At 73.7% G+C, this 23,496-nt stretch carries 25 protein-coding genes and 1 pseudogene; 10 read left to right on the forward strand and 16 right to left on the reverse strand.

Annotated features, from left to right (window positions below):
* Positions 1-361 precede the first annotated feature (361 nt).
* Positions 362-649, reverse strand: coding sequence for a DUF1905 domain-containing protein (locus ABZ479_RS05710; protein ID WP_500460118.1), 288 nt, complete (start codon positions 647-649; stop codon positions 362-364).
* A 237-nt stretch (positions 650-886) separates the two neighbouring features.
* Here ABZ479_RS05710 and ABZ479_RS05715 point away from each other — a divergent pair, with 237 nt between their 5' ends.
* Positions 887-1,702 (forward strand): SAM-dependent methyltransferase, encoded by an 816-nt coding sequence (locus ABZ479_RS05715; RefSeq protein ID WP_500460120.1) that lies wholly within the window; start codon positions 887-889, stop codon positions 1,700-1,702.
* 54 nt (positions 1,703-1,756) lie between these two features.
* On the opposite strand, the gene ABZ479_RS05720 is transcribed toward ABZ479_RS05715, so the two are convergent.
* Positions 1,757-2,665 carry a Sco1979 family transcriptional regulator gene (locus ABZ479_RS05720; RefSeq protein WP_499611340.1) on the reverse strand — a complete coding sequence of 303 codons (909 nt, stop codon included), beginning with the start codon at positions 2,663-2,665 and terminating at the stop codon, positions 1,757-1,759.
* A gap of 89 nt (positions 2,666-2,754) precedes the next feature.
* Entirely contained in the window at positions 2,755-2,991 is a 237-nt protein-coding gene (locus ABZ479_RS05725) for a DUF397 domain-containing protein (RefSeq protein ID WP_500460121.1), read from the reverse strand.
* Between the two features lie 173 nt (positions 2,992-3,164).
* On the opposite strand from ABZ479_RS05725, the gene ABZ479_RS05730 reads away from it, so the two are divergent.
* From ABZ479_RS05730 to ABZ479_RS05740, 3 genes are all read left to right on the forward strand, one after another.
* Positions 3,165-3,626 carry an ATP-binding protein gene (locus ABZ479_RS05730; RefSeq protein ID WP_500460122.1) on the forward strand — a complete coding sequence of 154 codons (462 nt, stop codon included), beginning with the start codon at positions 3,165-3,167 and terminating at the stop codon, positions 3,624-3,626.
* Between the two features lie 634 nt (positions 3,627-4,260).
* On the forward strand, positions 4,261-5,220 hold the full coding sequence (locus ABZ479_RS05735) for a 2-hydroxyacid dehydrogenase (RefSeq protein ID WP_500460124.1): 960 nt from the start codon (positions 4,261-4,263) through the stop codon (positions 5,218-5,220).
* Between the two features lie 140 nt (positions 5,221-5,360).
* On the forward strand, positions 5,361-6,260 hold the full coding sequence (locus ABZ479_RS05740) for a LysR family transcriptional regulator (protein ID WP_500460126.1): 900 nt from the start codon (positions 5,361-5,363) through the stop codon (positions 6,258-6,260).
* 7 nt (positions 6,261-6,267) lie between these two features.
* Here the strand turns inward: ABZ479_RS05740 and ABZ479_RS05745 are convergent, their stop codons facing one another.
* Positions 6,268-6,903 (reverse strand): CGNR zinc finger domain-containing protein, encoded by a 636-nt coding sequence (locus ABZ479_RS05745; protein WP_500460128.1) that lies wholly within the window; start codon positions 6,901-6,903, stop codon positions 6,268-6,270.
* 60 nt (positions 6,904-6,963) lie between these two features.
* Here ABZ479_RS05745 and ABZ479_RS05750 point away from each other — a divergent pair, with 60 nt between their 5' ends.
* Together ABZ479_RS05750 and ABZ479_RS05755 are read left to right on the forward strand one after the other, a co-directional pair.
* Positions 6,964-7,896, forward strand: coding sequence for a 2-dehydropantoate 2-reductase (locus ABZ479_RS05750; protein WP_500460130.1), 933 nt, complete (start codon positions 6,964-6,966; stop codon positions 7,894-7,896).
* Between the two features lie 115 nt (positions 7,897-8,011).
* Positions 8,012-8,272: an acyl carrier protein gene (locus ABZ479_RS05755; RefSeq protein WP_499611320.1), complete on the forward strand. Its 261-nt coding sequence runs from the start codon at positions 8,012-8,014 to the stop codon at positions 8,270-8,272.
* A 66-nt stretch (positions 8,273-8,338) separates the two neighbouring features.
* On the opposite strand, the pseudogene ABZ479_RS05760 reads toward ABZ479_RS05755, so the two are convergent.
* From ABZ479_RS05760 to ABZ479_RS05770, 3 genes and pseudogenes are all read right to left on the reverse strand, one after another.
* Positions 8,339-9,084: pseudogene (locus ABZ479_RS05760) on the reverse strand (class I SAM-dependent methyltransferase).
* 159 nt (positions 9,085-9,243) lie between these two features.
* Positions 9,244-10,647: a Si-specific NAD(P)(+) transhydrogenase gene (sthA, locus tag ABZ479_RS05765; RefSeq protein WP_499611315.1), complete on the reverse strand. Its 1,404-nt coding sequence runs from the start codon at positions 10,645-10,647 to the stop codon at positions 9,244-9,246.
* 183 nt (positions 10,648-10,830) lie between these two features.
* Positions 10,831-12,075, reverse strand: coding sequence for a glycoside hydrolase 5 family protein (locus ABZ479_RS05770; protein ID WP_500460132.1), 1,245 nt, complete (start codon positions 12,073-12,075; stop codon positions 10,831-10,833).
* Positions 12,076-12,519: 444 nt separating this feature from the next.
* Between ABZ479_RS05770 and ABZ479_RS05775 the strand changes: the two genes are divergently transcribed.
* Complete coding sequence (locus ABZ479_RS05775; RefSeq protein WP_500460133.1) at positions 12,520-13,548, forward strand: LacI family DNA-binding transcriptional regulator; 1,029 nt, start codon at positions 12,520-12,522, stop codon at positions 13,546-13,548.
* A gap of 25 nt (positions 13,549-13,573) precedes the next feature.
* Here ABZ479_RS05775 and ABZ479_RS05780 read toward each other — a convergent pair whose 3' ends face one another.
* A complete protein-coding gene (locus tag ABZ479_RS05780) occupies positions 13,574-14,086 on the reverse strand; it encodes a hypothetical protein (RefSeq protein WP_500460135.1) in 513 nt (170 codons plus the stop codon).
* A gap of 155 nt (positions 14,087-14,241) precedes the next feature.
* Positions 14,242-14,727, reverse strand: a complete 486-nt coding sequence (locus ABZ479_RS05785; RefSeq protein ID WP_500460136.1) for a winged helix-turn-helix transcriptional regulator — start codon at positions 14,725-14,727, stop codon at positions 14,242-14,244.
* A 101-nt stretch (positions 14,728-14,828) separates the two neighbouring features.
* Here ABZ479_RS05785 and ABZ479_RS05790 point away from each other — a divergent pair, with 101 nt between their 5' ends.
* A complete protein-coding gene (locus tag ABZ479_RS05790; protein WP_500460137.1) occupies positions 14,829-16,418 on the forward strand; it encodes an MFS transporter in 1,590 nt (529 codons plus the stop codon).
* A 37-nt stretch (positions 16,419-16,455) separates the two neighbouring features.
* Complete coding sequence (locus tag ABZ479_RS05795) at positions 16,456-16,872, forward strand: PaaI family thioesterase (protein ID WP_499611301.1); 417 nt, start codon at positions 16,456-16,458, stop codon at positions 16,870-16,872.
* Positions 16,873-16,932: 60 nt separating this feature from the next.
* Here the strand turns inward: ABZ479_RS05795 and ddaH are convergent, their stop codons facing one another.
* The 3 genes from ddaH to ABZ479_RS05810 form a co-directional block, all read right to left on the reverse strand.
* Positions 16,933-17,769 carry a dimethylargininase gene (gene ddaH, locus ABZ479_RS05800; RefSeq protein WP_500460138.1) on the reverse strand — a complete coding sequence of 279 codons (837 nt, stop codon included), beginning with the start codon at positions 17,767-17,769 and terminating at the stop codon, positions 16,933-16,935.
* Between the two features lie 124 nt (positions 17,770-17,893).
* Positions 17,894-18,397 carry an Lrp/AsnC family transcriptional regulator gene (locus tag ABZ479_RS05805; protein WP_499611299.1) on the reverse strand — a complete coding sequence of 168 codons (504 nt, stop codon included), beginning with the start codon at positions 18,395-18,397 and terminating at the stop codon, positions 17,894-17,896.
* Positions 18,398-18,456: 59 nt separating this feature from the next.
* The gene (locus tag ABZ479_RS05810; RefSeq protein ID WP_500460139.1) at positions 18,457-19,428 is read right to left on the reverse strand and encodes a transcriptional regulator; all 972 of its coding nucleotides are present in this window, start codon (positions 19,426-19,428) and stop codon (positions 18,457-18,459) included.
* Positions 19,429-19,543: 115 nt separating this feature from the next.
* On the opposite strand from ABZ479_RS05810, the gene ABZ479_RS05815 reads away from it, so the two are divergent.
* On the forward strand, positions 19,544-20,761 hold the full coding sequence (locus tag ABZ479_RS05815; protein WP_500460140.1) for an MFS transporter: 1,218 nt from the start codon (positions 19,544-19,546) through the stop codon (positions 20,759-20,761).
* Here ABZ479_RS05815 and ABZ479_RS05820 read toward each other — a convergent pair.
* Genes ABZ479_RS05820 through ABZ479_RS05835 form a run of 4 tightly spaced genes read right to left on the reverse strand, consistent with a single transcriptional unit; the run spans position 20,712 to position 23,492 of the window.
* On the reverse strand, positions 20,712-21,401 hold the full coding sequence (locus ABZ479_RS05820) for an alpha-ketoglutarate-dependent dioxygenase AlkB family protein (RefSeq protein ID WP_500460142.1): 690 nt from the start codon (positions 21,399-21,401) through the stop codon (positions 20,712-20,714). The two genes, ABZ479_RS05815 and ABZ479_RS05820, sit on opposite strands and share 50 nt — an antisense overlap.
* Complete coding sequence (locus ABZ479_RS05825; protein ID WP_500460143.1) at positions 21,398-22,231, reverse strand: Ada metal-binding domain-containing protein; 834 nt, start codon at positions 22,229-22,231, stop codon at positions 21,398-21,400. The genes ABZ479_RS05820 and ABZ479_RS05825 overlap by 4 nt, the downstream gene beginning before the upstream one ends.
* The gene (locus ABZ479_RS05830; RefSeq protein WP_500460144.1) at positions 22,228-22,980 is read right to left on the reverse strand and encodes a 2OG-Fe(II) oxygenase; all 753 of its coding nucleotides are present in this window, start codon (positions 22,978-22,980) and stop codon (positions 22,228-22,230) included. The genes ABZ479_RS05825 and ABZ479_RS05830 overlap by 4 nt, the downstream gene beginning before the upstream one ends.
* A complete protein-coding gene (locus ABZ479_RS05835; RefSeq protein ID WP_500460146.1) occupies positions 22,977-23,492 on the reverse strand; it encodes a methylated-DNA--[protein]-cysteine S-methyltransferase in 516 nt (171 codons plus the stop codon). The genes ABZ479_RS05830 and ABZ479_RS05835 overlap by 4 nt, the downstream gene beginning before the upstream one ends.
* Between the last annotated feature and the right edge of the window lie 4 nt (positions 23,493-23,496).

Genomic DNA, 23,496 nt, shown 5'->3' on the forward strand with positions numbered 1-23,496 from the left:
CGCGATGGCGCGGTTCAATCTCAGGATATCCCTGGTCTCAGAAAACGCTAAGCGCTACCGACTCTGACCAAAGAGGAGTGCTCAGGGTCTACGGACTCGGGCCGGCCCGCCGGGCACCGCACCCTATGTCGTCCGGTGGCCCTGGGGCCGCGCTACGTCCGTCAGATGCGGGGGCCGCCACATGCCCTCTCTGAGGACGAATGGTCAGGCGGCCTGCGTCACCTGGGCTCGTGTCACCTCGGCTCACTAGCGTCGTTGGTACTCCGCAGTCCGCAGTCCGCAGTCCGCAGTCCGCAGTCCGCCGCTCGCCGGCGGGCTCGTCCCTCGGGCGCCCCGCTGGAGGGCGTCGCCCGGGGCGACGTCAGAGCCGGACCGTCATCTCCACGGTCACGTCGTCCCCGGCGGTGATGCCCTGGGGCCGGCGCACGGCGGCCTTGAGCGGCAGCAGGTAGCCGCCGTCCTTGGGGAAGAGCGAGGTCGTGAAGGCGGTGTCGCCGATGCGGGCCTCCACGGGGACGACGCCCCAGCCGTAGGTGGCCATTGCGGCGACCTCGCGGATGTGGGCGCACTCCTCGTCCGGCACGGCCGCGAAGTAGTACGGCGCGGGCCCGCGCCACTCGATCACGCGGCCGGCGAAGACGAGCTCCATGGGGTCGGTCCTCTTCCTGGAGGGCGGCGAGACCGCCCCAGCGTACCGACGGGTCCCGGAAGCGGGGCGGATTGGTCCGTTTCCGTGGTGACTGATGGTGTTTCAGGAGTCGGACGGAGTGGCGATCAATTCACTTCCCCTGGGTGAAAGCGCAGGGCAACAAGGTGACTTGAGCCTAGAATGGGGGCTCCGCGATCACCCCGCGTCCAGGGCGTGGGCAGGACTGTGAGGGACCGGATGAGCCAGGAGCGAGAGCCGCTGCCGACCGCGATCGACACCGGGATTCCCAGCGTCGCCCGGATGTACGACTTCCTGCTCGGCGGCAAGGACAACTACGCCGTCGACCGCGAGGCCTCCGAGGAGCTGCTCAAGGTCGTCCCGAGCACCAAGGAACTCGCGGTCAACAACCGCAGGTTCCTGCAGCGCGTCGTGGGCGTGCTCGCCCGCGAGTACGGGATACGCCAGTTCCTGGACCACGGGTCCGGCCTGCCGACGCAGGACAACGTCCACCAGGTCGCCCAGCGCGTCGACCCGGCCGCGCGCGTGGTCTACGTCGACAACGACCCGATCGTGCTGGCGCACGGCCGCGCGCTGCTGGAGGAGAACGAGAACACGGCCGTCATCCAGGCCGACTTCCGTGACACCGACGGCATCTTCGGCAACCCGGAGGTGGAGCGGCTGATCGACTTCGATCAGCCGGTGGCGGCCCTGTTCGTCTCGGTGATGCACTGCATCCCTGACGAGGACGACCCCGCGGCCCTGGTCAGGCGCGTCGCGGAGCGACTGGCGCCGGGCAGCTTCCTGGTGGTGTGCCAGCTGGTCAGCGAGGACAAGTCGGTGCGCGACTTCGTCACCGAGTTCATGGACGCCAGCACCCAGGGCAACTGGGGCCGGGTGCGTCAGGAGGCGGACGTCCACCGCTTCCTCGACGGCCTGGAGATCCTCGAGCCGGGACTCGCCGAGGTGTCCACGTGGCGCCCCGACACCGACCTGGCGCCTCGTCAGGCCACCCAGGAGTGGATCGAGTTCGGCGGGGTCGGCCGCAAGGCCTGAGTCACGCGACGGTCCCGGGCCGGCAGGGCCGGCCCGGGGCGCGTTCGCGTCGGCTCACGACAGCTGCTTGAGGAAGTCCCCGAGGAATTCCGGTGTGCGGACCGGCGGCTCGGCCTCGGCGCTGAGGCGGTCCATCACGGCCAGGTAGTTGTCGACGTCGTCCTGCTTGTCCAGGTACAGCGAGCTGGTGAGCTGCTCCAGGTAGACGATGTCGGGCAGGTCCGGTTCGAGGAAACGCAGGATCGTCACCGGCCCGCCCGCGGTGGCCAGACCGCCGACGCTGAACGGCGCGACCTGCAACGTCACGTTGGGCAGCGCGGCCGCCTCGATGAGCCGCTCCAGCTGGCGCGACATCACCTCCGCGCCACCCAGTGGGCGGCGCAGCGCCGCCTCGTCCACCACCGCCCACAGCCTCGGCGGGTTGGCCCCGTGCAGCAGGTGCTGGCGCTCCATGCGCAGCGCGACCCGGCGCTCGACCTCGACCCCGGAGGCCCTGGGGTGCCCGAGCCGGATGACGGCGCGGGCGTATTCCTCGGTCTGCAGCAGACCGGGGACGAACTGCACCTCGTACGTACGGATGACGGACGCGGCCTCCTCCAGGCCCACGAGCGTCTCGAACCAGCCGGGGAGCACATCGGCGTAGCGGTGCCACCAGCCGGGCGTGTTGGCGTTCCGGGCGAGCTTGAGGAAGTCCGCGCGCTCGGTCTCGTCGGTCACGTCGTACAGGGTCAGGAGGTCGGCGACGTCGCGCTCCTTGTAGCCGACGCGGCCCAGTTCGAGGCGGCTGATCTTGGCGTGGGAGCCGCGGATCGCGTCACCCGCCGCTTCGCGGGTGATGCCCCGGGACTCCCTCAGCCTCCGCAACTGGGTGCCGAGCACGATGCGCAGCACCGTCGGACCACCGCGCGGGTGCTCCAGGTACTGCCTTATCGACGGTTCGTTGCTCGGCCGCATCGCGGTCATGCCGGCTCCCGTGGTGACTGGGCGAACCGCCAGTGTCTCACCGAGTGGCGCCCGAATACAGCCGCATCCCATGGCATGCCGACGTTTTGTCAGTCCGTCATGTCGTCGAAGTCCCCGTCCTTGACGCCCCCGAGGAAGGCCTGGATCTCCGCGCGCGTGTAGATGAGCGCAGGTCCGCCCGGGTGGCGGGAGTTGCGCATCGCGAAGCCCCCGCCGGGCAGCGCCGCCAGTTCGACGCAGTTGCCGCTGGGGTTGCTCCGGCCGCTCTTCCTCCAGACCGCGCCCTCGATGTCGGTGGCCGGTACGCCGTTGTCGAACTCCCGCATGGCTACGCCTCCTTGACGGGCCATCTGCACGTGCAGATGCACGTGCAGATGTACTTACCCTTGCACTTACGACTGTAATTGCAGATGTGCTTGCACGGGTAGGGATCCGACGGGGATAGTGGTGGACGCAGACAGCACCGCGCCCCCCGCCCGACAGCTCTGCGGAGTTCCCGATGACCACGCATCCGGTGATCCCCCTCGACCTGGGTCTGACCGAGGACTCAGGGTCACGCTTTGCCGCGTGCGGCCTGAGCGGCGACCTCCATGCCGCAGGTTCCGCACGGCAGTTCACGCGTGCCACCCTGAGCAACTGGGGGATGCTCGCGATCGTCGACACCGCCTCGATCGTGGTGTCGGAGATGCTGACCAACGCCGTCCGCTACGGCCTCGACGACGCGGCGTACGAACCGCTGTCCAGCCGGCCGGTCTGGCTGGGGCTGCTCCGCCGCGACGAGTCCGTGCTCTGCACGGTCGCCGACCCGGGGTCGGGCATCCCGGTGGTGAAGGAGCCGGACTGGTTCGCCGAGACGGGGCGGGGACTGCACATCATCGACTCGCTCAGCGAGTCCTGGGGGTGGACACCGCCCGACGAGGCGGGCAAGTCCGTCTGGGCGCTGATCTCCGCGCCCATGTGACTTCCGCCCGGCGGCGTCGCGCAGTACGGACGCCGCGGGACGGGGGAACGGGGGAACGGGGGCGGGAAACGCCGCGGCGGGGCACCGGGGGGATGCCTCGCCGCGGCTGGACGGCCGCTCGCCCGGCGCGTCGCGGGGCCCGGCGCGCTCGCGCCCCTGCGGCTCTCCCCGATGAGGTCCGGCACCCCTTGCGGCCCCGCACCGGTGCGGGACGGAGCCCTGGGGCAGGACGGCCGGGATCATGTGTGACGCGTCCGACAGCGCGGCGTCCTCCCCGCGGGGGCGTGGGGGAGGCCCCCCCCGTGCACCCGGTTTCCGCGGTCGGTGAGGACCGGCCGAGCGGTGCCGCGACCTCGATTCCGGCTGCCGTGCCGTGACCCCGGCTTTGCCTTTCCCGGGAGAGGAATTCACCTCCCGTTGACGCACCGCCATTTCTGGCCGCCCTCCGCCCGATTGTGTTGCCGGGGCGTGTGCTAGCGTTTTTGTGGTTCACGTGTGACAACGATGTCAGACGCTCCGGGCCCACGGACGTGATCCGTCCGTGATGGAAAAGCCCCTGCTCGGCAGGGTGGTGCTCCCGGGGCGCGGCGTGGCACGCCCGTTCTCCGAGTTCCACAGAAAAGCACTGCGAATCATGCAAGAAAGCCACGCGGTCTGGCTCCCGTACCGGTCCGGTGAATTCCCCGGACCGCTGCCCGACGGCCTCTCGTACCATTTCTGGGACGGCCTTTCGGCCTTCCCCTCCGATCCCCGGGACGTGACGTTCGCCGTCGTCCCGCCCGTCCCCGCCAAGCAGCACGAGATCCTGGACCGGCTGCTGCGCGCCACCGAGCGGCTGGAGGTCCTGCAGCTCCTCAGCTCCGGGCACGACTACCTCGCCCCCTTCCTCGGGCTGCTGCCCCCCGGCACCCGTGTCGCCACCGCGAACGGCGTGCACGGCGAGGCCACGGCCGAGCTGGCGGTGACGCTGCTGCTCGCCTCCGAGCGCGGCCTCGACGACTTCACCCGCCGGCACGCGCAGGGCGAGTGGCGGCCCCGCGTCTTCCCCACGCTCTCCGGCAAGGAGGTCCTGGTCGTCGGCCAGGGCGCGGTCGGCAGGGCCGTGGCGGCCAGGCTCGCCCCGTTCGGCTGCCGGGTGGTCCGGCTGGCCCGCACCGCGCGCGACACCGCGGACGGCCACGTGCACGGGTTCGCCGAGCTGCCCGGGCTGCTCCCCTCCGCCGACGCCGTCGTGCTGTGCGCGCCCCTGACGGACGAGACCCGCGACCTGATGGACGCTCCCCGCCTCGCCCTGATGAAGGACCGGTCCGTCCTGGTCAACGTGGCCAGGGGGGAACTGGTCGACACGCAGGCGCTGGTGCGGGAGGCCGGACGGGGACGGCTGCGTGCCGCCCTGGACGTCACCGCGCCCGAGCCGCTGCCCAGCGGCCACCCGCTGTGGTACCTGCCGGGAATCCTGATCACCCCGCACGTCGGGGCCTTCACCGACGCCTTCACCCCCGCGTCCCTCGCCTTCATCACGCAGCAGCTGCACCGCTACGCGCAGGGCGAGCCCCTGGTGAACGTCCTGCCGCAACTGGCGGCCGCGCGCTGAGCCGCGGCGGGCCCCCGGGACGCCTCCTGGGAGCCCGCCGGCCCGGCGCGTCACCCCCAGGGGGCGGCGCGTTCGGCCATAAGGAACCCGTACGGCCTGTCGGGGCGCACCCGCCGCGCCGCGTTGGGTGAGATGACCGGATGGAACTGCGGGAGTTGCGGGTCTTCGTCGCCGTGGCGGAGGAGGGCGGCATGTCGGCCGCGGCACGGCGCCTGCACGTGAGCCAGTCGGCGCTGTCACAGACCGTCACCGCCCTGGAGCGGCAGCTCGGCGTCAAGCTCCTGGTGCGGTCCAGCTCCGGCGTGCGGACGACCGAGGCCGGGGCGGTGCTGCTCTCCGAGGCGCGGGCCGTGCTCGCCCGCCACGACCAGGCCGTACGGGCGATGGCGGCGATGACGGCGCACGGCGAGGGCACCCTCCGTCTGGGTGTCCCCCTGGAGCTGCCGCCCGACCTGCTGACCCCCGTGCTCACCGAACTGTCCCGGGCCTACCCGGACACCCGGGTGCAGGCCCGTCACCTGTCCACGGCGGCCCAGCTGGAGGCGCTGCACGCGGACGAGCTCGACGTCGGCCTGATGCGTGAGCGCCCGGCCGGGCCGGAGTTCGACGCGATGCTGGTGGTCAGGGAGAACCTGGGGGTGCTGCTGGCGGCCGAGCAGGCGGCCGAGCTCGCGGAACCATGCGGCGTACGCCTGGAGTCCCTGGCGGGACTGGAGTGGGTCGGCTTCCCCCGGGTCGGCAGCCCCGCCTGGTGGGACGAGCTGACGGCGGTACTGCGCAGCCACGGGCTGGACGTGGGTCCCGAGACGGGCGCGGGCGATCCGCTGATCGCGGAGGTCAAGCTGGCGGCCGTGGTGACGGGACGGGCCTTCGCGCTGGCGCCGCCGAACTGGGCGCAGCCGATCCCCGAGACCGTGACGTGGTGGCCGCTGATCGGGGATCCCCTGGTCCGCAGGACGTGGGCCGTGTGGCCGTCGAGTTGCCGCCGGCGCGACCTCGGCCACTTCATCGCCGCGTTCGAGCAGCCGGCGTCGCCGTAGCGGCCCGCTACCCGGGGGAGGCGGACGGGCCGGCCGGCGCGGAGGCGCGCCGCCGGTGCCGGGCGGCCTTCGCGTTGTTGCCGCAGCGCTCCATGGAGCACCACTTGCGGGGCCTGCCGTTGCCGGGGTCGAGGTAGACCATGCCGCAGATCCCGGCCGCGCAGACGCGCAGTCGGTCCCGCAGGCGCGGGTCGGTCACCAGCGCGATCAGGTCGCGGGCGACGACGGAGAGCAACTGGGCGGACGACAGCGGTTCCGTGCCGCCGTCCGGGCGCCCGTCGGGACCGAGGCGCAGGCGCGGCGCCGGTGGGTCGACGCGCGCCAGGTCGTTGAGCAGACCGACGGATCCCTGCCCTGGCGCGCGTGCCTCCACGGCCGCGGTGACGACGTCGGTGGCCGCGGAGCGCAGCTCGTGGAGGGCTCCGAGCAGGGCCGTCGCGTCCTCGCCGTCGCGCAGGCACAGGCCGACGCCGCTGCACCAGGCGCGGAGCCGCTCGCGATCGCCGAGCCGTTCCACGGGGGTGCTCGGGCGGCGGCCCACCGTGGCGACGAGGTCGAGCGACAACGAGCCCGCGTCGAAACGCAGTTCACGGACCCTGGCCGTGACGCGGGGGCGGGGGGTGGCCGCTGCGGGCTCGCTCATGTGACGATGGTAACCCTGAAGACGGTTATCAAGGCGGTCGGACCGGGAAGGGAGCACGCGATGCGCATCGCGGTCGTGGGAGCGGGCGGGGTCGGGGGCTACTTCGGCACGCGGCTCGCTGAGGCGGGCGAGGAGGTCACCTTCGTGGCCCGCGGCCGGCACCTGGAGGCGATCCGCGCCAACGGCGGCCTGGTCGTCCACAGCCCACTGGGGGAGTTCCGGGCGCCGGCCGACCGGTTCGTGCCGGACATCCGCGACCTCGGCCCCGTCGACGTCGTGCTGGTCGCGGTCAAGCTGTGGGACACCGAGGACGTCGCCGCCGGGCTGCGGGGGCTCGCCGAGGCGGGCGCACGGGTGATCTCCCTGCAGAACGGCGTCCGCAAGGACACCGTCCTGCGCCGGCACCTGCCGCACGAGGCCGTGTGGGGCGGGATCTGCTACATCTCCGCCGTCATCGAGGAGCCCGGCGTGGTCTCCCACCGCGGCACGATGCAGAAGCTGGTCTTCGGCCCCTACGACCAGGAGGGCACCGCCCGCGCGGAGGAATTCCGCGAGGCGTGCGAGAAGGCCGGCGTCGAGGCGGAGGTCAGCGGCGACATCGCGCGGGTGGTGTGGGAGAAGTTCGTGTTCCTCACGGCCCTGTCGGGTACCACCTCGGCCGTGCGCCAGCCGATCGGCGTCGTCCGCGCGGATCCCGCGACGCGTGGGCTGCTGCGCGACGTGATGGCGGAGGCCGTCGCCGTCGGCCGGGCCGCGGGCGTCCACCTCGACGAGTCCTTCGTCGAGGGGCAGATGGCCTTCTGCGACACGTTGCCCGCCACGATGACCTCCTCCATGCACAACGACCTGGAGCAGGGCAACCGCCTGGAACTGCCCTGGCTCAGCGGAGACGTCGCCGACCTCGGGCGCGAACTGGGCGTCCCCACCCCCCGCAACCGCACGCTGGCCGACGTACTCGCTCCCTACGTGCAGGGCCGGCCGCGCCGGCCGTGACGGTCACCGGGTACGGGTGGGGGTGGGGCCGCGCGGCCCGGCGCGCCGGTGCGGTCCTGCGCCGTCCGGCGGGGTAGACGTATCGGGCAGTCACCGCACCGGAGGGGAGAGGGACATGGCCGAGGACGTCGCCGGGATCGTGCGCAGGGTGGTCGCCGGATGCGCGGAGGTGGCACCGGAGGAGATCGGGCCGGACACGAGCTTCGCGCACCTGCGTCTGGGCGACCGGGCCAAGCAGCGGGCCGCCGACGCCGTCGAGCGCGAGGTCGGGGTGATGCTGCTGGCCGACGAGGTCGAGCGGATGGGCACGGTGGGGGACCTGGTCGAGCACGTGGCCGGCAAGCGCGCCGAGCAGGAGGCCGCGGAGGCCCCGTGACGGACGGCGGCCCCGTGACGGACGGCGGCCGCGTGCCCCGTCCGGCACGGCCGGGGCGCCGGGCCGTCACCCGGGCGGGGCGGATCCCGTGTGGACGCGGATCTTCGACTGCCCGTGGCCGCGCAGCTCCCCGTCGTCCATGAAGCGGGCCGTCAGCCGGTGCCGGGCGGCCAGTTCCACCGGCGTCTCGGTGCGGTAGTGGAAGTCCTCGTCGAACCATCCGCCGGGGGCCACGATGCGCGCCACGTTGGCCAGGCACTCGTCGACGACCTCCAGCGGCGAGTGGGAGAAGACGCTGTGCGCGTGGACCACGTCGAAGTGGCGGTCCGGGAGGAAGTCGAACGTCAGGTCGTGGGTGAGGGTGAGGTACGGCAGCTTGGACTGCAGGCCCCGCTCCGTCACGGTGCGCTTGGCGGCGATCAGGATGTCGGGGGAGATGTCGATGCCGTAGTGGTGGCCGGCGTCGAGGCAGTCGATGAGGAGCCGGCCCGCGCGAAGGTTGCCGCACCCGATGTCCAGCAGCCGGTGCCGCGGCGACAGGCCGGGCTCGCGCGGGTGGTCGAACTGCATCGCGCCCAGCGCCGGCCGGCGCTCGTGGCTGCCGCTGCCGACGGCCGCCTCCGGGTCGCGCGCGGGCTCGGTGCCATGACGGCCCGGTAGTACGCCACGTGGTCGCGGTGCCGGTGGGCCGGCCGGCGGTCCCGCGCGGCCCGGCGCACGTGGGCGGCGACCCGCGTGGGGTGCCGCAGGGCGTAGCCGACCTTGTGGGTGAGGCTCGTCCGGTCGGCCCGGAGGTTCTTCCTGGTGGCCATGGCGGGTGCTCCCTCGGAGGGTCGCGGGGCGGATGTGCTTCCGTCCCCTCCCGGAGGCTGCCACGCGGCGCCCTCGTCGTTCCCCCGCCGAACGGGTGGTGCGGATACGCGTGCGGGGCGCCCCCGGCCGGGGGCGCCCCGCACACGACGAACCCCGGGTCAGCCGGTGAGGCGGTTGATCTGGCGGAGCTTGTTGGTGGCGTCGAGGGCGGCCACCTTGTACGACTCGGCGAGGGTCGGGTAGTTGAACACCGCGTCGACCAGGTAGTCGACCGTGCCGCCGCAGCCCATCACCGCCTGGCCGATGTGCAGCAGCTCCGTGGCACCGGAACCGAAGCAGTGGACGCCCAGCAGGGTGCGGTCCTCGGTCGACACCAGGAGCTTCAGCATGCCGTGCGAGTCGCCGATGATCTGGCCGCGGGCCAGCTCGCGGTAGCGCGAGACACCCACCTCGAAGGGCACGTTGTCGTCGGTGAGCTGGTCCTCCGTACGGCCGACGAAGCTGATCTCCGGGATCGTGTAGATGCCGATCGGCTGCAGGCCGTTCATCGCGTTCACCGGTTCGCCGCAGGCGTGGTAGGCCGCGAGCCTGCCCTGCTCCATGGAGGTGGCCGCCAGCGCCGGGAAGCCGATGACGTCGCCCACGGCGTAGATGTGCGGCACGGAGGTGCGGTAGTGCTCGTCGACGGATATCCGGCCCCGCTTGTCGGCGGCGAGGCCCGCCTTGCCGAGGTCGAGGGCGTCGGTGAGGCCCTGCCGTCCGGCCGAGTACATGACGGCGTCCGCGGGGATCTTCTTCCCGCTCTGCAGGACGGTGAGGGTGCCCGTCGGATGCCGTTCCACGGCCGCCACGGTCTCGCCGAAGCGGAAGGTGACGGCGAGGTCCCGCAGGTGGTACTTGAGCGCCTCGACCACCTCGACGTCGCAGAAGTCCAGCATCCCCTCGCGCTGTTCGACCACCGTCACCTTGCTGCCCAGCGCGGCGAACATCGAGGCGTACTCGATGCCGATGACGCCGGCGCCGACGATGACCATGGAGCGCGGCACCCGGTCCAGGTTGAGCACGCTGTCGGAGTCCATCACCGTGCGGTCGTCGAACTCCACGGTCGACGGGCGGGCCGGGCGGGTCCCGGTGGCGATGACGATGTTCTCGGCGGTCACCAGCACCTCACGGCCGGACGGGTCCTCCACGGCGACCGTGTGGTCGTCGGTGAAGCGGCCGGTCCCGGTGAGCATGGTGACGCGGTTGCGGGAGAGCTGGCTGCGGATCACGTCCACCTCGCGGCTCACCACGTGCTGGGTGCGCGCGGTGAGGTCCGCGATGGTGATGTCCTCCTTGAGGCGGTAGCTCTGGCCGTACAGGTCCCGCTGGGTGAGCCCGGTCAGGTAGAGCACGGCCTCGCGGAGCGTCTTGGACGGGATGGTGCCGGTGTGGATGGAGACCCCGCCGACCATGTCGGGGCGGTCGACGACGGCGACCCGGCGGCCCAGCTTGGCCGCGGCGATGGCGGCCTTCTGGCCACCCGGGCCGGATCCGATGACGAGCAGGTCGAATTCGGTCACCGGACGAGTCTGTCAGGCCACCGCGTCCCCGGGAAAGGGCTGTCGGCGATGAGCCCGGGGAGCGTCCCCGAGCCCCCCGGCACGGGTACGGGACCCGTGCCCGGGGGCCCGCCGGGGGACGGGGCACACGGGGGTCCGGCCGTCCGGGCGCCCGGCGGTACGGGCGTTTGACGGTCCGGAGGTTCAGCGGACCTGGGCGGGCGTGACGACCTCGGTGATGCCGCGGGCGGCCAGGTGCGCCGCGTCCGCGGCCCGGTCGGCGAGCACCAGGGCGGGCCGTACGCCCTGGGCGGTCAGCTCCGCCCACGCCTCGAACACCTCGCCGCCGGGGGCGCAGCCGGCCCGCCGGGGGGCCGTGAGGCTGTCGCCCACGTCCACCACGAGCGCGGTCGTCCGGGGCGGCGGCGCGTAGCCGCGCTCGCGCAGCTCCGCCACGGCGCGGGCCACCGCGGTCCCGGCCGGCTTGACCTCGCGGTCGTTGGTGAGCAGGCCGAGGGTGTACTCGAGTTCGGGGAAGTCGGCGAGCGAGCGGGCGACGTCGTGCGAGCACCACCAGGTCACCCCCCACACGTCGGCGCAGTCCAGGGCGCCCGCGATCGTGGCGGTGGCGAACGCCGCCGCGTGCTCGGGGGGCACCACCGGCGCGGGGGCGCCGACCTCCTGCAGCCAGACCGGCCGGTGCGGGTCGGTGGCCCAGGCCTTGGACAGCTCGATCATGTACGCCGCGTGGTGCTCGGTGGCGACGCCCGCGTGGCCGTGGCGCTGCGCGGTGCCGTTGAAGACCCAGGAGTGGACCGCCGTCGCGAAGCCGAGCCGGGCGGCCTGCGCGGGCGTGAAGGCGTGGTCGTCCTGGTACCAGGCGGCGTCGTACTCGGCGTGCAGGTGGAGCCTGCCGGGGGCGCCGCGCTCGCACGCGTCGAGCATCAGGCGCAGCCAGGCCTCCGCCTCGGCGGGACCGATGGGGTCGGGGTCCGGGTGCGGCGGGCCGGAGAACTGGTTGATCTCGTTGCCGACGGTCATGCCCAGGAAGTTGGGCCGGTCGGCGAGCGCGGCGGCGAGGGTCCGCAGGTACTCCGCCTCGGCGGCGACGACGTCCGGGTCGGTGAAGATGTTCCTGCGGTGCCAGGTGGCCGTCCAGGAGGGCAGGAAGTCGAAGCTCGACAGGTGGCCCTGCAGGCCGTCCACGTTGACGTCCAGGCCGTGTTCGGCCGCGGCGTCGACCAGCGCGACCAGCTGCTCCACGGCGCGCGGCCGGATCAGGGTGCGGTTGGGCTGGAAGAGCGGCCACAGGGGGAAGACGCGTACGTGGTCCAGGCCGAGGCGGGCGATGCCGTCCAGGTCGGCGCGGACGGCGTCGAGGTCGAAGTCGAGCCAGTGGTGGAACCAGCCCTGGCTGGGCGTGTAGTTGACGCCGAAGCGCGGTGTCATGGCGGTTCCCGTGTTCGTACGAGCTGGGGCGGGCGCGCGGCGGCGGAACCGGTGGTCGCGGGGCGGTCGGGGGTGTCCGTCCCGTGATCGGCGCGGCTGGGGGAGTCGCCGCCGGCGCCCACGACAAGGTGACATCGCGCCCCGGGAAAGTCAACTCGCCCCCGGCATACGCCCCTTGGGGTGGAGAAGACGCAGGTCAGCCGCGTGCGAACGGAATTCGGCCAACAGCACTAATGCGCTTTAGGGGCCTTCCGCTCAAGCGCTTTAGCGCTCCGCCCTCGTGGCCGGGGGATACTGGTCTGCGTGCCGCGCCCGCCCGGGGCCCGGCGCGTACGACGTCAGGCGGACGATCCGAGGGGGCCCACGATCGCGGCGCACGAGCCACCGGTGGAGCCGCCGCCCGCTGCCCGGACCGGGCGGCGGGCCCTCGCCCGGCGCCCCACGATGAAGGACATCGCCCGGCGGGCCGGCGTCTCCGAGAGCGCCGTCTCCTTCGCCCTCAACGACCGCCCGGGCGTGTCCGAGACCACCCGCCGGCGCGTGCGCCGGGTCGCCGACCAGCTCGGCTGGCGGGCCAGCACCGCCGCGCGGGCCCTGTCGGGCGAGGGCGCCGCGACCGTGGGTCTGGTGCTCGCCCGTCCGGCCAGCTCACTGGGCATCGAGTCGTTCCTCCTCCAACTCGTCTCGGGCATCCAGGAGGTGCTGTCCGAACGCCACCTCGGCCTGCTCTTCCGGGTGGTGGCGGGCGCCGAGGAGGAGTGCGCGGTCTACCGCAGCTGGTGGGCCGAGCAGCGGGTCGACGGGGTCATCGTGGTGGACCCGCGGATCGGCGACCCCCGGACCGTACTGCTGGACTCCCTGGGCCTGCCCGCGGTGGTGGTCGGCGGCCGGGACGTGGACCGCGAGCCGCAGGTGCCCGTTCCGTACCCGGTGATCTCCAGCGTCCGGGTGGACGACGCGGCCGCCATGGGCGCGATCGTCGAGCACCTAGCGGGGCTGGGCCACCGCCGTGTGGTGCACGTCGCGGGCCTGGCCGGGCTGGCGCACACCACGCGCCGCATCGCCTCCCTGCGGGCGGGGGCCGCGCGGCTGGGGCTGCCCGGTGTCCGCTCGGTCACCACCGACTACTCCGAGGGCCAGGGCGCCGAGGCCACCCGCCTCGCGCTCGGCGGGCCCGAACCGCCCACGGCGATCATCTACGACAACGACGTGATGGCGGTCGCCGGCGCCGGCGTGGCCCTCGGCCTGGGCCTGTCCGTACCGCGCGACCTGTCGGTCGTCGCCTGGGAGGACTCGGTGCTCTGCCGGGCCACGCACCCGCGCCTGACCGCCCTGGACCGCGACGCGACGGCCTTCGGCCGGCGCTCGGCGGAGGAACTGGTCCGCCTGCTCGGCGGGCGCCCGGCTCGTGACGTGGCCCAGCCGACCCCGCGACTCGTCGTCCGCGGCAGCACGGCGCCGCCGCGCGGCTGAGCCCCCGGCCGGGCACGTCGAGCGGTCAGTCTCCGGATATCCCGAAGAAGCCGACGTGCGTGGGTTCTCCGTGCGAGTGGAGGAGCACGTAGTGCCCGGTCCAGCGCAGCTCCTGCTCGTCGAGCAGGGTCACGTCCTCGGCTCCGCGCGACCTGCGCGGCCCGGGGGAGGAGGGGGCCTTGGCGCGCGCCATGGCGTCCTCGAACTGCTGTGGGGTCGGCTCCGCCGTCCCGAAGTGGTGCACCAGCCTTTCGGGACGCAGCGGACGCAGTGTGCAGTAGTCCCAGTCGCCCCTGCCGGGACCCGCGGGTGTGCCGACGACGCGGCGGACGTCCAGTATCGAGTGGGTGCCCGACTCCTCGACGGACTCGTCGGCGTGGAGCGCCGCTCGATCCCTGTACTGCTCGTCGTCGCCGTAGAGCTCCTGGAAGACCTGCTCGTGCAGGGCTTCGAGCGTGGCCTCGATGCTCCCTCGGTACGAAGTGACGTAGTCCCGGCCGGTGGCGCCCATCGCCTGTCTCCGATCGTCGGCGATCATCCCGCCTCACGGTAGGGCGACGGTCTGACAGCGGGCCTGGTCCCCACACGCCCGGAGCGGCCGCTCGAGAGCCGTGGTCCTCGCGGCTCACCCCGGTCCGCGCCATGGCGGCCGGGCCGCCACGGGCCGGTGTGCCCCGTGTGGCGCGGGCGCGCTCAGGCCGTCGCGTTCGCGGTGGGGCGGGGCCGGGCGCTCGGGCCCGGGGTGCGGTCGACCTCTTCCGGGGCCTGGATCACATGGCCCTCGTCGCAGACCAGGCGGGCGCGTACGGGTGCGCCGCAGTCGTGGTGGGTGGCCAGCAGCGCGGGGCCCTCGGGGTCGGCGAGGTACTTGTCGCCCCACTGCCGCAGCGACGTGAGCAGCGGGTAGAGGTCGCGGCCCTTGTCCGTGAGCACGTACTCCGACCGGCGCCGCGCGCCGGGCTCCTGGTACGTGCGCAGTTCGAGGAGCCCCTGGCCGACCAGCCCGCCGAGCCGGTCCGCGAGCACCGAACGGGAGACGCCGAGGTGGTCCTGCAGGTCGCTGAAGCGCCTGATCCCGCGGGTGACGTCGCGGAGGATCAGCAGCACCCAGGACTGGCCGACGAGCCCCACGGCCCGGCCGACGGAGCAGTTCGAGGGGTCCTGGTCGAGGTATTCCATGGTCCGGATCCTACCTGAGTTCTTCGATAGAACTCAGGCGTGGTAGCGTCACCCCCAGAGCTAGGTTCGAAAGTCGAACTCAGTGGGAAAGGGAACAGCTGATGACGAGCCCGAGCGCCGCCACGCACCAGGCCGTGAGCGTGGGAGCGACCGACGCCACGAGCACCCCGAGGACGCCGGATCCGGAAGAGGGGAGGAGGCGCTGGATCGGCTTCGTCGTCGCGAGCCTCGGCCAGATGGCGATGTTCGTGAACATCACCCAGACCACCGCCGTCCTCGCCCCCCTCCAGCAGGACCTGCGGGTGTCCGGCGCCCAGCTGGTCTGGATCGCCGGGATCTACTCGATGATGGTCGCCAGCTTCGTGCTGTCCGCCGGGACCGTCGGCGACCGCCTCGGCCGGCGGCGCGTCTTCGCCCTCGGCGTGCTGCTGCTCGGCGGCGGCAGCCTCGTCACCTCGCTGGCCTCGGGCGCCACCGGCGTCATCGTGGGCCAGGCCCTGATGGGCCTCGGCGGCGCCGCCATCCTGCCGAACAGCCTGTCCCTGGTGACCCACATGTTCGCCGAGCCGCACGCCCGGACCCGGGCCGTCGGCATCTGGGTCGCCGTCTCGGGCATAGGCCTGGCCTTCGGCCCGGTGGCCGCGGGCCTGATCCTCGAGCGCTGGTCCTGGCACGCGGTGTTCCTGGTCAACGTCGTGCTGGCGGTGCTGGTCCTGGTGCTGACCCCCCGCTTCGTCACCGAGAGCAGGCAGCCCGGACGCCACCTCGACCCGCCCGGCCTCGTGCTCGCGGTCCTCGCCATCGGCGCGCTGAACTACGGCCTCGTCGAGGGCGGCCACACCGGCTTCGGCACCGGTCGCGCGATCACCGCCTTCGCGGTCGCCGCCGCCTCGCTCGTCGCCTTCGTCGTCCACGAGGCGCGGACCCGTACGCCCATGCTCAAGCTGCGGCTCTTCCGCGACCGCTCCTTCGCCACGGCCAACGTCGTCGCGATGATCGCCCAGTACGCCTTCGTGGCCACCGCCTTCGCCCAGGTGCTGTACTTCGAGCGGATCCGGCACGAGTCGATCCTCGACGCGGGCCTGCTGCTCCTGCCGCTGATGGGCTCCTACGTGCTGGTCAGCTACGTGGCCGCGGGGATCGCACGCCGCATCGGCTTCAAGACGACCCTGGGCATCGGCGCCCTGCTCGCCGCTGCGGGTACCCTGCTGATGACGGCCCAGACGCCCACCTCGTCGACGGAGGTGATCGTGCTGCTGATGGCGCTGTTCGGTGCCGGCGCAGGTTTGGTCCTGCCGCCGAGCACGGCCGTGGCCGTCATCAGCGTTCCGCACACCGACGGCGGCATGGCCAGCGGCACCGTCAACCTCTTCCGGCAGCTCGGCGGAACGCTCGGCGCGACCGTCACGGGCACCGTGCTGACCAGCGGCCTCGCGTCCCGTCTGCCCGGCGAACTCGCCGACCGCGGTGTCCCCTCCGGCGTCGCCGGCCAGGTGACCGAGGCCGTCGGCACCGGCGCGCAGGGTTCCGCGCTGCCGGCCGCGCTCCGCGACACCGTCACCGCCGCCGTCGGCGACGCCTTCACCGGGGCCCTGCACCTCGCGGTGCTCATCCCCGGAGTGGGCCTGGCGGCCGCCGCCGTCGCGGCCCTCGTCCTCGTCGGCAGCCGACCGGCTCCCCAGGCCCACTGACCCCGCCCACGGCACCGGACGACAGGAAGGAAGCACGATGACGGAGAGGAAGGACCCCGACCTCGATCCGGAAGCCGCCGGAGCCTTCCTGCGCGCCGTCGGGCTGCGGTTCGACACGATCAGCGCCCAGGAGGTCACCGCCCACCTGGAGGCCACGGAGGAGCACCACACCCCGTGGGGGATCACCCACGGCGGCCTCTACTCCACCGTCATCGAGAGCGTGGCCAGCGTCGGCGCCTCCTACGCGGTGCGGTCCGAGGAACGGTTCGCCGTCTGCGTCGGCAACCAGACGGACTTCCTGCTCCCGTACGTCAGGGGCCGCCTCGACGTCCGCGGCACCCCCCTGCAGCAGGGCCGGAGCCTGCAACTGTGGCTGGTGGTGATCACCGACGCCGCGGGCCGCCCGATCGCCCGCGGCCAGGTACGCCTGTTCAACCGGTCCCTGCCCGCGTGACCCCGGCCGGGGGCCGCGGGCAGGGACCGTGCACGGAGCCGCGGGCGGCGGTCCCGCGGCTCACACCGCCGGGCGGAGCTCCTGCGTACAGCACTTGATGCCCCCGCCGGCCTTGTGGAACTCCGTGAGGTCGACGGGGACGGGCACGTAGCCCCGCCCGGCGAGCTGCTCGACCAGCCCCGTCGCGGCGGGCGCCACGAACACGTGCCGCCCGTCCGACACCGAGTTGAGGCCGAACGCCAGCGCGTCGTCCGCGGTGGCGACGACCGCGTCCGGGAACATCCGGCGCAGCACCTCACGGCTCCCGGGGGAGAACGCCCCCGGGTGGTACGCGATGTTCGCCGGGCCGCCGCCCGCGCCGTCGTCGAGGACGAACAGCGCGGTGTCCAGGTGGTAGAAGCGGGGGTCCACCAACTGCAGGCCGATCGTCGGCACGCCGAAGAACTCCTGCACCTCGACGTGCGCCGCCCGCACGGTGCGGAAGCCCGTACCGGCGAGCACGACCCCGCCGACCGGCACCAGGTCGCCCTCCCCCTCGCAGACCGGCACCGGCCGGTGCACCTGGTAACCGGCCGCCTTGAACCAGGCCGCGTACTCGTCGGCCTCCGGGCGGCGTTCGGGCGCGTGGAAGGACGAGCCGAACACCCGCCCCTCGACCACGAGCGCGGAGTTGGCGGCGAACACCATGTCGGGCAGCCCCGGGACGGGCTCGACGGACTCCACCGTGTGACCGTGCTCCCGGTAGGCCCGCACCAGCGCGGCCCACTGCTCCCGGGCCAGCGCGGTGTCGACCCGCACGCCCTCCCGCATCCACGGGTTGATCGCGTACCGCACGTCGAAGTGCTCCGGCGGGCAGACCAGATAACGCCGGGGGCGGGCCACACGGTAATCGGGCACGGCGAACTCCTCCGCTTCCTGCGGGACGGCCGGGGGGAACGGCTCAACGGTAGGAATCGCGGGCCGCGCACGACAAGATCCGGGCGCTGCGCGCAGGCGCAGCGATGCTGCGTCGAGCGGCCCTTCAGCGCAGCTCCGCTGCGCCCTCCGCGGCGGACCGCCCCGCCCCCGCCTCCGGGCTCTCCGGCAGCAGGTGCGACAGCACCATGTAGCTGATCGTCTTCCGGATGAAGGGCTCGGTCCTGATCCGCTCCAGGACCTCCTCGAAGTGCCCGACGTCGGTGGCCCGGACGTGCAGCAGCGCGTCCGCGCCGCCCGTCACCGTCATCGCCGCCGTGATCTCCGGGTGGTTCCTGACGACCTCGGCCAGCCGCCGGGGCGGCGCCGCGCCCTCGCAGTACACCTCCACGTACGCCTCCGTGCGCCAGCCCAGCGCGGCGGGCCGGACCGTGGCGGTGAAGCCGGTGATGACGCCGGACTCGCGCAGCCGGTCCACGCGCCGCTTGACGGCGGTGGCCGACAGGCCGATGTCCGCGCCGATCTCGGCGAAGCTCGTCCTGGCGTTCGCGATCAGGGCCGCGACGATCTTGCGGTCGAGCTCGTCGAACGGCACGGGTCTGTGGACCATGCCCGGTGCTCCTTCCCTCAGCCGTCCCGCGCGGCCGTTCAGCCGTCCCGCCGGGGTACTCAGCCGTCCCGCTGGGCCGCGACCAGGGCGTCGCCGGTCTCCGTCCGGTAGTAGAGCACGGAACGGCCCGCTCGCCGCCGCCGCACCAGACGGGCGTCCAGCAGCACCTTCAGATGACGCCCCACCGAGCCCAGCCCCTGGCCCGTCAGGGCGACCAGCTGCGTGGTGCTCAGCGGTGTCGCCAGCAGCACGAGGACCGCCGCACGCGCCGGGCCGAGCAGCGCGCCCAGCGCCTCGGGGACCGGCTGCCGGCCCGCCTCCGCCAGTGCCCCCGAGCACGGGTACACCACCGCGTACCGCACCGCGTCGTCCCAGGACACCCAGCCGGTCCGCGGGGTGACGGGCACGAACATCAGCCGGGCGCCGGACAGGTCGCGCGGCGGGTAGTCCCGCGTGTTGATCTGCAGGCGGCCCTCGCCGAGCCAGCGCATCCCCCGCCGCAGGTCGTCCAGCGCCTCCGCCCAGCCGCCGCGGCCCAACTGGGCGGTGCGCGCCACGATGTCGGCCTCGATGACCCGCCGGCGCCGCGGCCACTCCGGCAGCACCGTGTGCGTCCACACCCAGGCAACGACGTCCGCCGCGCGCTCCGGCAGGTCCGCGCGGCGCAGCAGATCGGGGAGCGGTCCGCCGAGCGACACGGTCAGATGCTCCCGGGCGGCGTCCGGCGGGGTCCGCCGGATCCGCTCCAGCTCCTCCTCGAAGCCCGCACCCCCCTCTCCGGTGGGCGTGGGCGTGAGGAAGTCCGCGTTCCAGGTGCGCCCCAGGGCGGCGCGCACCAGCAGCCCGGTCACCGGGTCGGCGGCCAGCCGCTCCCGGTACGCGGGCAGGTGCGCGGCGAGCCAGCCGCGTTCCCCGGGGTGTGCGGCCGTGCCCCGGTCGAGCAGCTTCAGGGCCGCGATCGCCTCGGCCAGCGGGGAGACGACGAACCGGCTGCCCACCAGCGTCTCCGCGTCGACCAGCCACCAGCCCATGCCCCGCCCTCCTCAGCTTTCGCGCCTCAGGTCTCGCGCCTCGCGTGTGGCGCCTCGGGTTTCGCGCCTGTGCGAAACATTAACCGCCCGATCCGGCGGCCCCGAGACTCGGGCCATGCGCACCTACCAAGAGCTCTTCCGCACACGGGAGTTCACCCCGCTCTTCCTGGTCTCCACCGGACAGGTCGCCGCGCAGACGGTGAGCGGACTGGCCCTGAGCACCCTGGTCTACGACGCCACAGGATCGCCGCTGCTGTCCGCCGTCGCCATGTTCGGCCCGTCCCTCGCCCAGGTGGTGGGTGCGACGACCCTGCTCTCGGCGGCCGACCGGCTGCCGCCGCGCGCCGCACTCACCGCGGTCGCCCTGCTCTTCGCCCTCGGCACCGCCGTACTGGCCGTCCCCGGGCTGCCGATCTGGGCCGTCTTCGTCATCCTGCCCGCCGAGGGCCTGGTGGCGTCCCTGGGCGGCGGCGTGCGCTACGGACTGCTCCACGAGGTCCTCCCCAAGGGCGGCTTCCTGCTGGGCCGTTCCGTGCTGAACATGGCGACCGGCACCATGCAGGTCTGCGGCTTCGCCGCCGGCGGCCTGCTGCTGGCCGCCCTGTCCCCGCGCGGCATCCTGCTCGCCGGCGCGGCCCTCTACCTCGCGGCCGCGGCTGCCGCCCTGACCGGACTGCGCGCCAGGCCCCCGCGGGCGGGCGGCCGCCCCTCCGCGGCCGAGACCTGGCGGACCAACGCCCTGCTCTGGTCCGCCCGGCCGCGCCGCTACGTGTACCTCGCGCTCTGGGTTCCCAACGGCCTGATCGTCGGCTGCGAATCGCTGTTCGTGCCGTACGCGCCCGACCACGCCGGACTCCTCCTGGCGGCCGCCGCGTGCGGCATGCTCGCCGGCGACACCCTGGCCGGCCGGTTCGTCCCGCCGTGGTGGCGGGAGCGCGCGGGGGCAGCGCTGCGACTGCTGCTCGCCGCCCCCTACCTCGTCTTCGCCCTGCACCCGGCGCTGCCGCTCGCGGCCGCCGTCGTCGCCCTGGCCTCCGTCGGCTACGCGGCGAGCCTGCTGCTGCAGGAACGGCTGATGGCCCTCACCCCGGACGAACTCAGCGGCCACGCCCTCGGGCTGCACTCCTCGGGCATGCTCGCCTGCCAGGGACTGGGCGCCGCCCTGGCCGGGGCCGTCGCCCAGCACACCTCCCCGGCGACCGCGATGACGGTCATGGCCGCCGTCTCCGTCGCCGTCACCCTGGTGCTCGCCCCCGGCCTGCGCCCGGGCACCGCGGACGCCGTCAAGGACGCCGCCCCGGCCCCAGGGGCGTCCCGTCGTCCAGTCCCGTGACCCGCATCGTGATGTTGAGCCGGCCGGAGGCGAGACCGGTGTCCGGGTCGCCCGTGCCCGGGTGCACCTTCGGCACCGCGTGGTAGGCGAAGCGGGACGGGCCGCCGAAGACGAACAGGTCGCCCGAGGCCAGTTCCAGGTCCGTGTACGGGCGGTTGCGGTTCTCGGTGTTGCCGAAGCGGAAGACGCAGGAGTCGCCGATGGTGAGCGACACGACGGGGGCGTCGCTGCGTTCGTCCTTGTCCTGGTGCATGCCGAGCCTGGCGTCGCCGTCGTAGAAGTTGATCAGCGCGGTGTCCGGGGTGTAGCCGTCGCCCGCCGCCGGGTCCTCGTACGCCGCGACCAGGGCCCGGCGGCCCAGCGCCACCATCCAGCCGGGGAACGGGGCCACCCGGGCGCCGTTCACGTCGTCCGCGGTCCGGGTGTACCGGTACGGCTGCCAGTGCCATCCGACGCAGACCGTGCGGACGGACATCACCCCGCCGCGGGGCAGCCGGGTGTGCCGGATCGGCACCGGGCCCATCGCCCAGGCGCGGCACGCGACGACCAGTTCCCGCTGCTCGTCCAGGGTGAGCCAGCCCGGCACGTGCACCGCGCCCGGCGCCACCCGCAGACGGGGACGGGGGATGAGCGCGCTCACCGGGCACCACCCGTCCACGGCGTGGCCGTCACCCAGCCCCGGTCCACGCGCCACGTCCCGCCGTCGGCGGCCGCGCCGCGCAGGCCCTGCAGCGTCCCCGCCCCCGCTGCGGCCACCACGCGCGCGTCGGCGAGGGAGGCGAAGCCGTACGTACGGGCCGGGTCCCACGGCGTGCTGTGCCGCAGCCGGCGGGCCAGTTGCGCCCAACCGGCCGGTGCGGCCGCCACCACCCAGGCGTCCGGGGCGGGCGCGGTGAGCCGCCGAGCGGCCCGCAGCCAGGACGCCGCCCGTTCCGGCCAGTCCACGACGGCCACGACGGTGCCGCCCGACGCGCGCCACTGCGCGGCGAACGCGCCGGCGGCGGCACACGAGGCGGCATCCCGGCTGTGGCCGACGGCGACGACCCGCACGCGGGGGCGGGCGTCACCGAGCAGGCCGAGCAGGACGGTGAGTTCGGCCCCGGTGTGCGGGCGCGGCCCCGGCACGCCGTCGAGCACGGCCAGGTCGTCGGGCGGTAGCAGCGGCGAGGGCGCTGCCGCGGCGGGTGCGTCGGGGTGGGTCATGGCGTTCCGCTCCGTCGGTGTCGCCTTCCATTGTCGGTACCGCTCCGGCAGGCAGCGGGCGCAGGGCCGGTAGCCGGCGGCGAGCGCCGCCGCCTCGTCCGCGAAGAACACCCGCTCCCGCACGTAACCGCCGCGCGCGATGGCCCGCAGGGCGGCCGGGCAGTCCAGGCGGCCGTACAGCCGGCCGCGCCGGTGTCCGCCCAGCGTCCCCGGGACCGCGCTGCGGAACGGCAGTCCGTCCGGGCCGGTCAGCACGTACCGCGTCACGCCGCGTCGTGGAAGACCAGGCCCAGGGTGTGGCGGCGGCCCTCGCGCACGGTGCTCACCCCGTGCCGCATCGGGCCGGCGGACCAGCCGCGGGCCGAGCGTACGGGCCGGTCGCGGGTGGTGAAGACCAACGCGTGGCCCTGGGGCAGGGTGGTGGACGAGCCCCGGGTCTGTGCCCGCGGCCGCTGCTCCGTCATCAGGAACTCGCCGCCGGTGTAGTGCTCGCGGGGGACGTCGAGCCCGATCACCACCTGGAGCGGGAAGACGAGGTCCCCGTACAGGTCGCGGTGGAGGGCGTTCCAGTCGCCCGCGCCGTAGCGCAGCAGGATCGGTGTCGGGCGGGTCTGCCCCGCCGCGTGGCACGCCGCCAGCCACTCGTCGAGGGTGTCCGGCCAGGGCGCGGGCTGCCGCAGCCGGGCCGCCCAGTCGCGGGCGACCGGCAGCAGCCGCGGGTAGAACGCCGCCCGCAGGGCCCGCACGGGCTCGGGGACGGGGTACGCGAAGTAGCGGTACTGCCCCGAGCCGAAGCGGTGCCGTGCCATGTCGACGGTCGAGCGGAACCGCCCGGGCTCGTCGTAGAGCGCGGCGACTGCCCGGCACTCGGCGGGGGAGAGGACGGGGCGGGCGGTCAGGGCGCTGCCGTGGGCGTCGAGTCCGGCGGTCAGCGCGGCCCAGTCCTCGGCGTCGACCCGCTCGTGGAAGGGCGGTGCGGGATGCGTGGCGGCGGTGGTCACGGCCGTCGTCCTCATGCCGTCCCGCGCCCGGCCTCGAGGTCCAGCAGCAGTCGTTTGCGTTCCACCCCGCCCGCGTAGCCGGTGATCGCGCCCTTGGCGCCGACCACGCGGTGGCAGGGACGGACGACCAGCAGCGGGTTGCGGCCGATCGCGGTGCCGACCGCGCGCGACGAGGTCCGCGGGATGCCCATCGCCTCGGCGACGTCCGCGTAGGTGAGCGTCGTGCCGTAGCCGATGGTCTCCAGGGTCTTCCACACCTGCTGCTGGAAGGCGGAGCCCGCGGCGGTGAACTCGATCTCGAAGTGAGTCAGTTCACCGACGAAGTACGCCCGCAGCTGGCGGGTGATCTCGGTGAAGGCGGCGTCGTCGGCGCGCGCTCCGTCCGCGAGGTCCGCGGCGACGAGGCCGCCCTTCTGGTCCGGCACCGACAGCGAGGAGAGCGCGGTGCCGCCCTTCGCGGTCGGTGACTCCTCGCCGACCAGCAGCAGTTCGCCCAGCGGGCTGTCGAGCGTCGTGTAGACCGTCATCGGT

This window comes from Streptomyces sp. NPDC005722 (genome assembly GCF_040630935.1).
In the GTDB taxonomy this organism is placed as follows: Bacteria; Actinomycetota; Actinomycetes; order Streptomycetales; family Streptomycetaceae; genus Actinacidiphila.

Excerpts from the sequence above, each read along its gene's own strand:
- ABZ479_RS05710 (WP_500460118.1), bottom strand. The coding sequence starts at position 649 with ATGGAGCTCGTCTTCGCCGGCCGCGTGATCGAGTGGCGCGGGCCCGCG.
- ABZ479_RS05715 (WP_500460120.1), top strand. The coding sequence starts at position 887 with ATGAGCCAGGAGCGAGAGCCGCTGCCGACCGCGATCGACACCGGGATT.
- ABZ479_RS05720 (WP_499611340.1), bottom strand. The coding sequence starts at position 2,665 with ATGACCGCGATGCGGCCGAGCAACGAACCGTCGATAAGGCAGTACCTG.
- ABZ479_RS05725 (WP_500460121.1), bottom strand. The coding sequence starts at position 2,991 with ATGCGGGAGTTCGACAACGGCGTACCGGCCACCGACATCGAGGGCGCG.
- ABZ479_RS05730 (WP_500460122.1), top strand. The coding sequence starts at position 3,165 with ATGACCACGCATCCGGTGATCCCCCTCGACCTGGGTCTGACCGAGGAC.
- ABZ479_RS05735 (WP_500460124.1), top strand. The coding sequence starts at position 4,261 with ATGCAAGAAAGCCACGCGGTCTGGCTCCCGTACCGGTCCGGTGAATTC.
- ABZ479_RS05740 (WP_500460126.1), top strand. The coding sequence starts at position 5,361 with ATGGAACTGCGGGAGTTGCGGGTCTTCGTCGCCGTGGCGGAGGAGGGC.
- ABZ479_RS05745 (WP_500460128.1), bottom strand. The coding sequence starts at position 6,903 with ATGAGCGAGCCCGCAGCGGCCACCCCCCGCCCCCGCGTCACGGCCAGG.
- ABZ479_RS05750 (WP_500460130.1), top strand. The coding sequence starts at position 6,964 with ATGCGCATCGCGGTCGTGGGAGCGGGCGGGGTCGGGGGCTACTTCGGC.
- ABZ479_RS05755 (WP_499611320.1), top strand. The coding sequence starts at position 8,012 with ATGGCCGAGGACGTCGCCGGGATCGTGCGCAGGGTGGTCGCCGGATGC.
- ABZ479_RS05770 (WP_500460132.1), bottom strand. The coding sequence starts at position 12,075 with ATGACACCGCGCTTCGGCGTCAACTACACGCCCAGCCAGGGCTGGTTC.
- ABZ479_RS05775 (WP_500460133.1), top strand. The coding sequence starts at position 12,520 with ATGAAGGACATCGCCCGGCGGGCCGGCGTCTCCGAGAGCGCCGTCTCC.
- ABZ479_RS05780 (WP_500460135.1), bottom strand. The coding sequence starts at position 14,086 with ATGATCGCCGACGATCGGAGACAGGCGATGGGCGCCACCGGCCGGGAC.
- ABZ479_RS05785 (WP_500460136.1), bottom strand. The coding sequence starts at position 14,727 with ATGGAATACCTCGACCAGGACCCCTCGAACTGCTCCGTCGGCCGGGCC.
- ABZ479_RS05790 (WP_500460137.1), top strand. The coding sequence starts at position 14,829 with ATGACGAGCCCGAGCGCCGCCACGCACCAGGCCGTGAGCGTGGGAGCG.
- ABZ479_RS05795 (WP_499611301.1), top strand. The coding sequence starts at position 16,456 with ATGACGGAGAGGAAGGACCCCGACCTCGATCCGGAAGCCGCCGGAGCC.
- ABZ479_RS05805 (WP_499611299.1), bottom strand. The coding sequence starts at position 18,397 with ATGGTCCACAGACCCGTGCCGTTCGACGAGCTCGACCGCAAGATCGTC.
- ABZ479_RS05810 (WP_500460139.1), bottom strand. The coding sequence starts at position 19,428 with ATGGGCTGGTGGCTGGTCGACGCGGAGACGCTGGTGGGCAGCCGGTTC.
- ABZ479_RS05815 (WP_500460140.1), top strand. The coding sequence starts at position 19,544 with ATGCGCACCTACCAAGAGCTCTTCCGCACACGGGAGTTCACCCCGCTC.
- ABZ479_RS05830 (WP_500460144.1), bottom strand. The coding sequence starts at position 22,980 with ATGAGGACGACGGCCGTGACCACCGCCGCCACGCATCCCGCACCGCCC.
- ABZ479_RS05835 (WP_500460146.1), bottom strand. The coding sequence starts at position 23,492 with ATGACGGTCTACACGACGCTCGACAGCCCGCTGGGCGAACTGCTGCTG.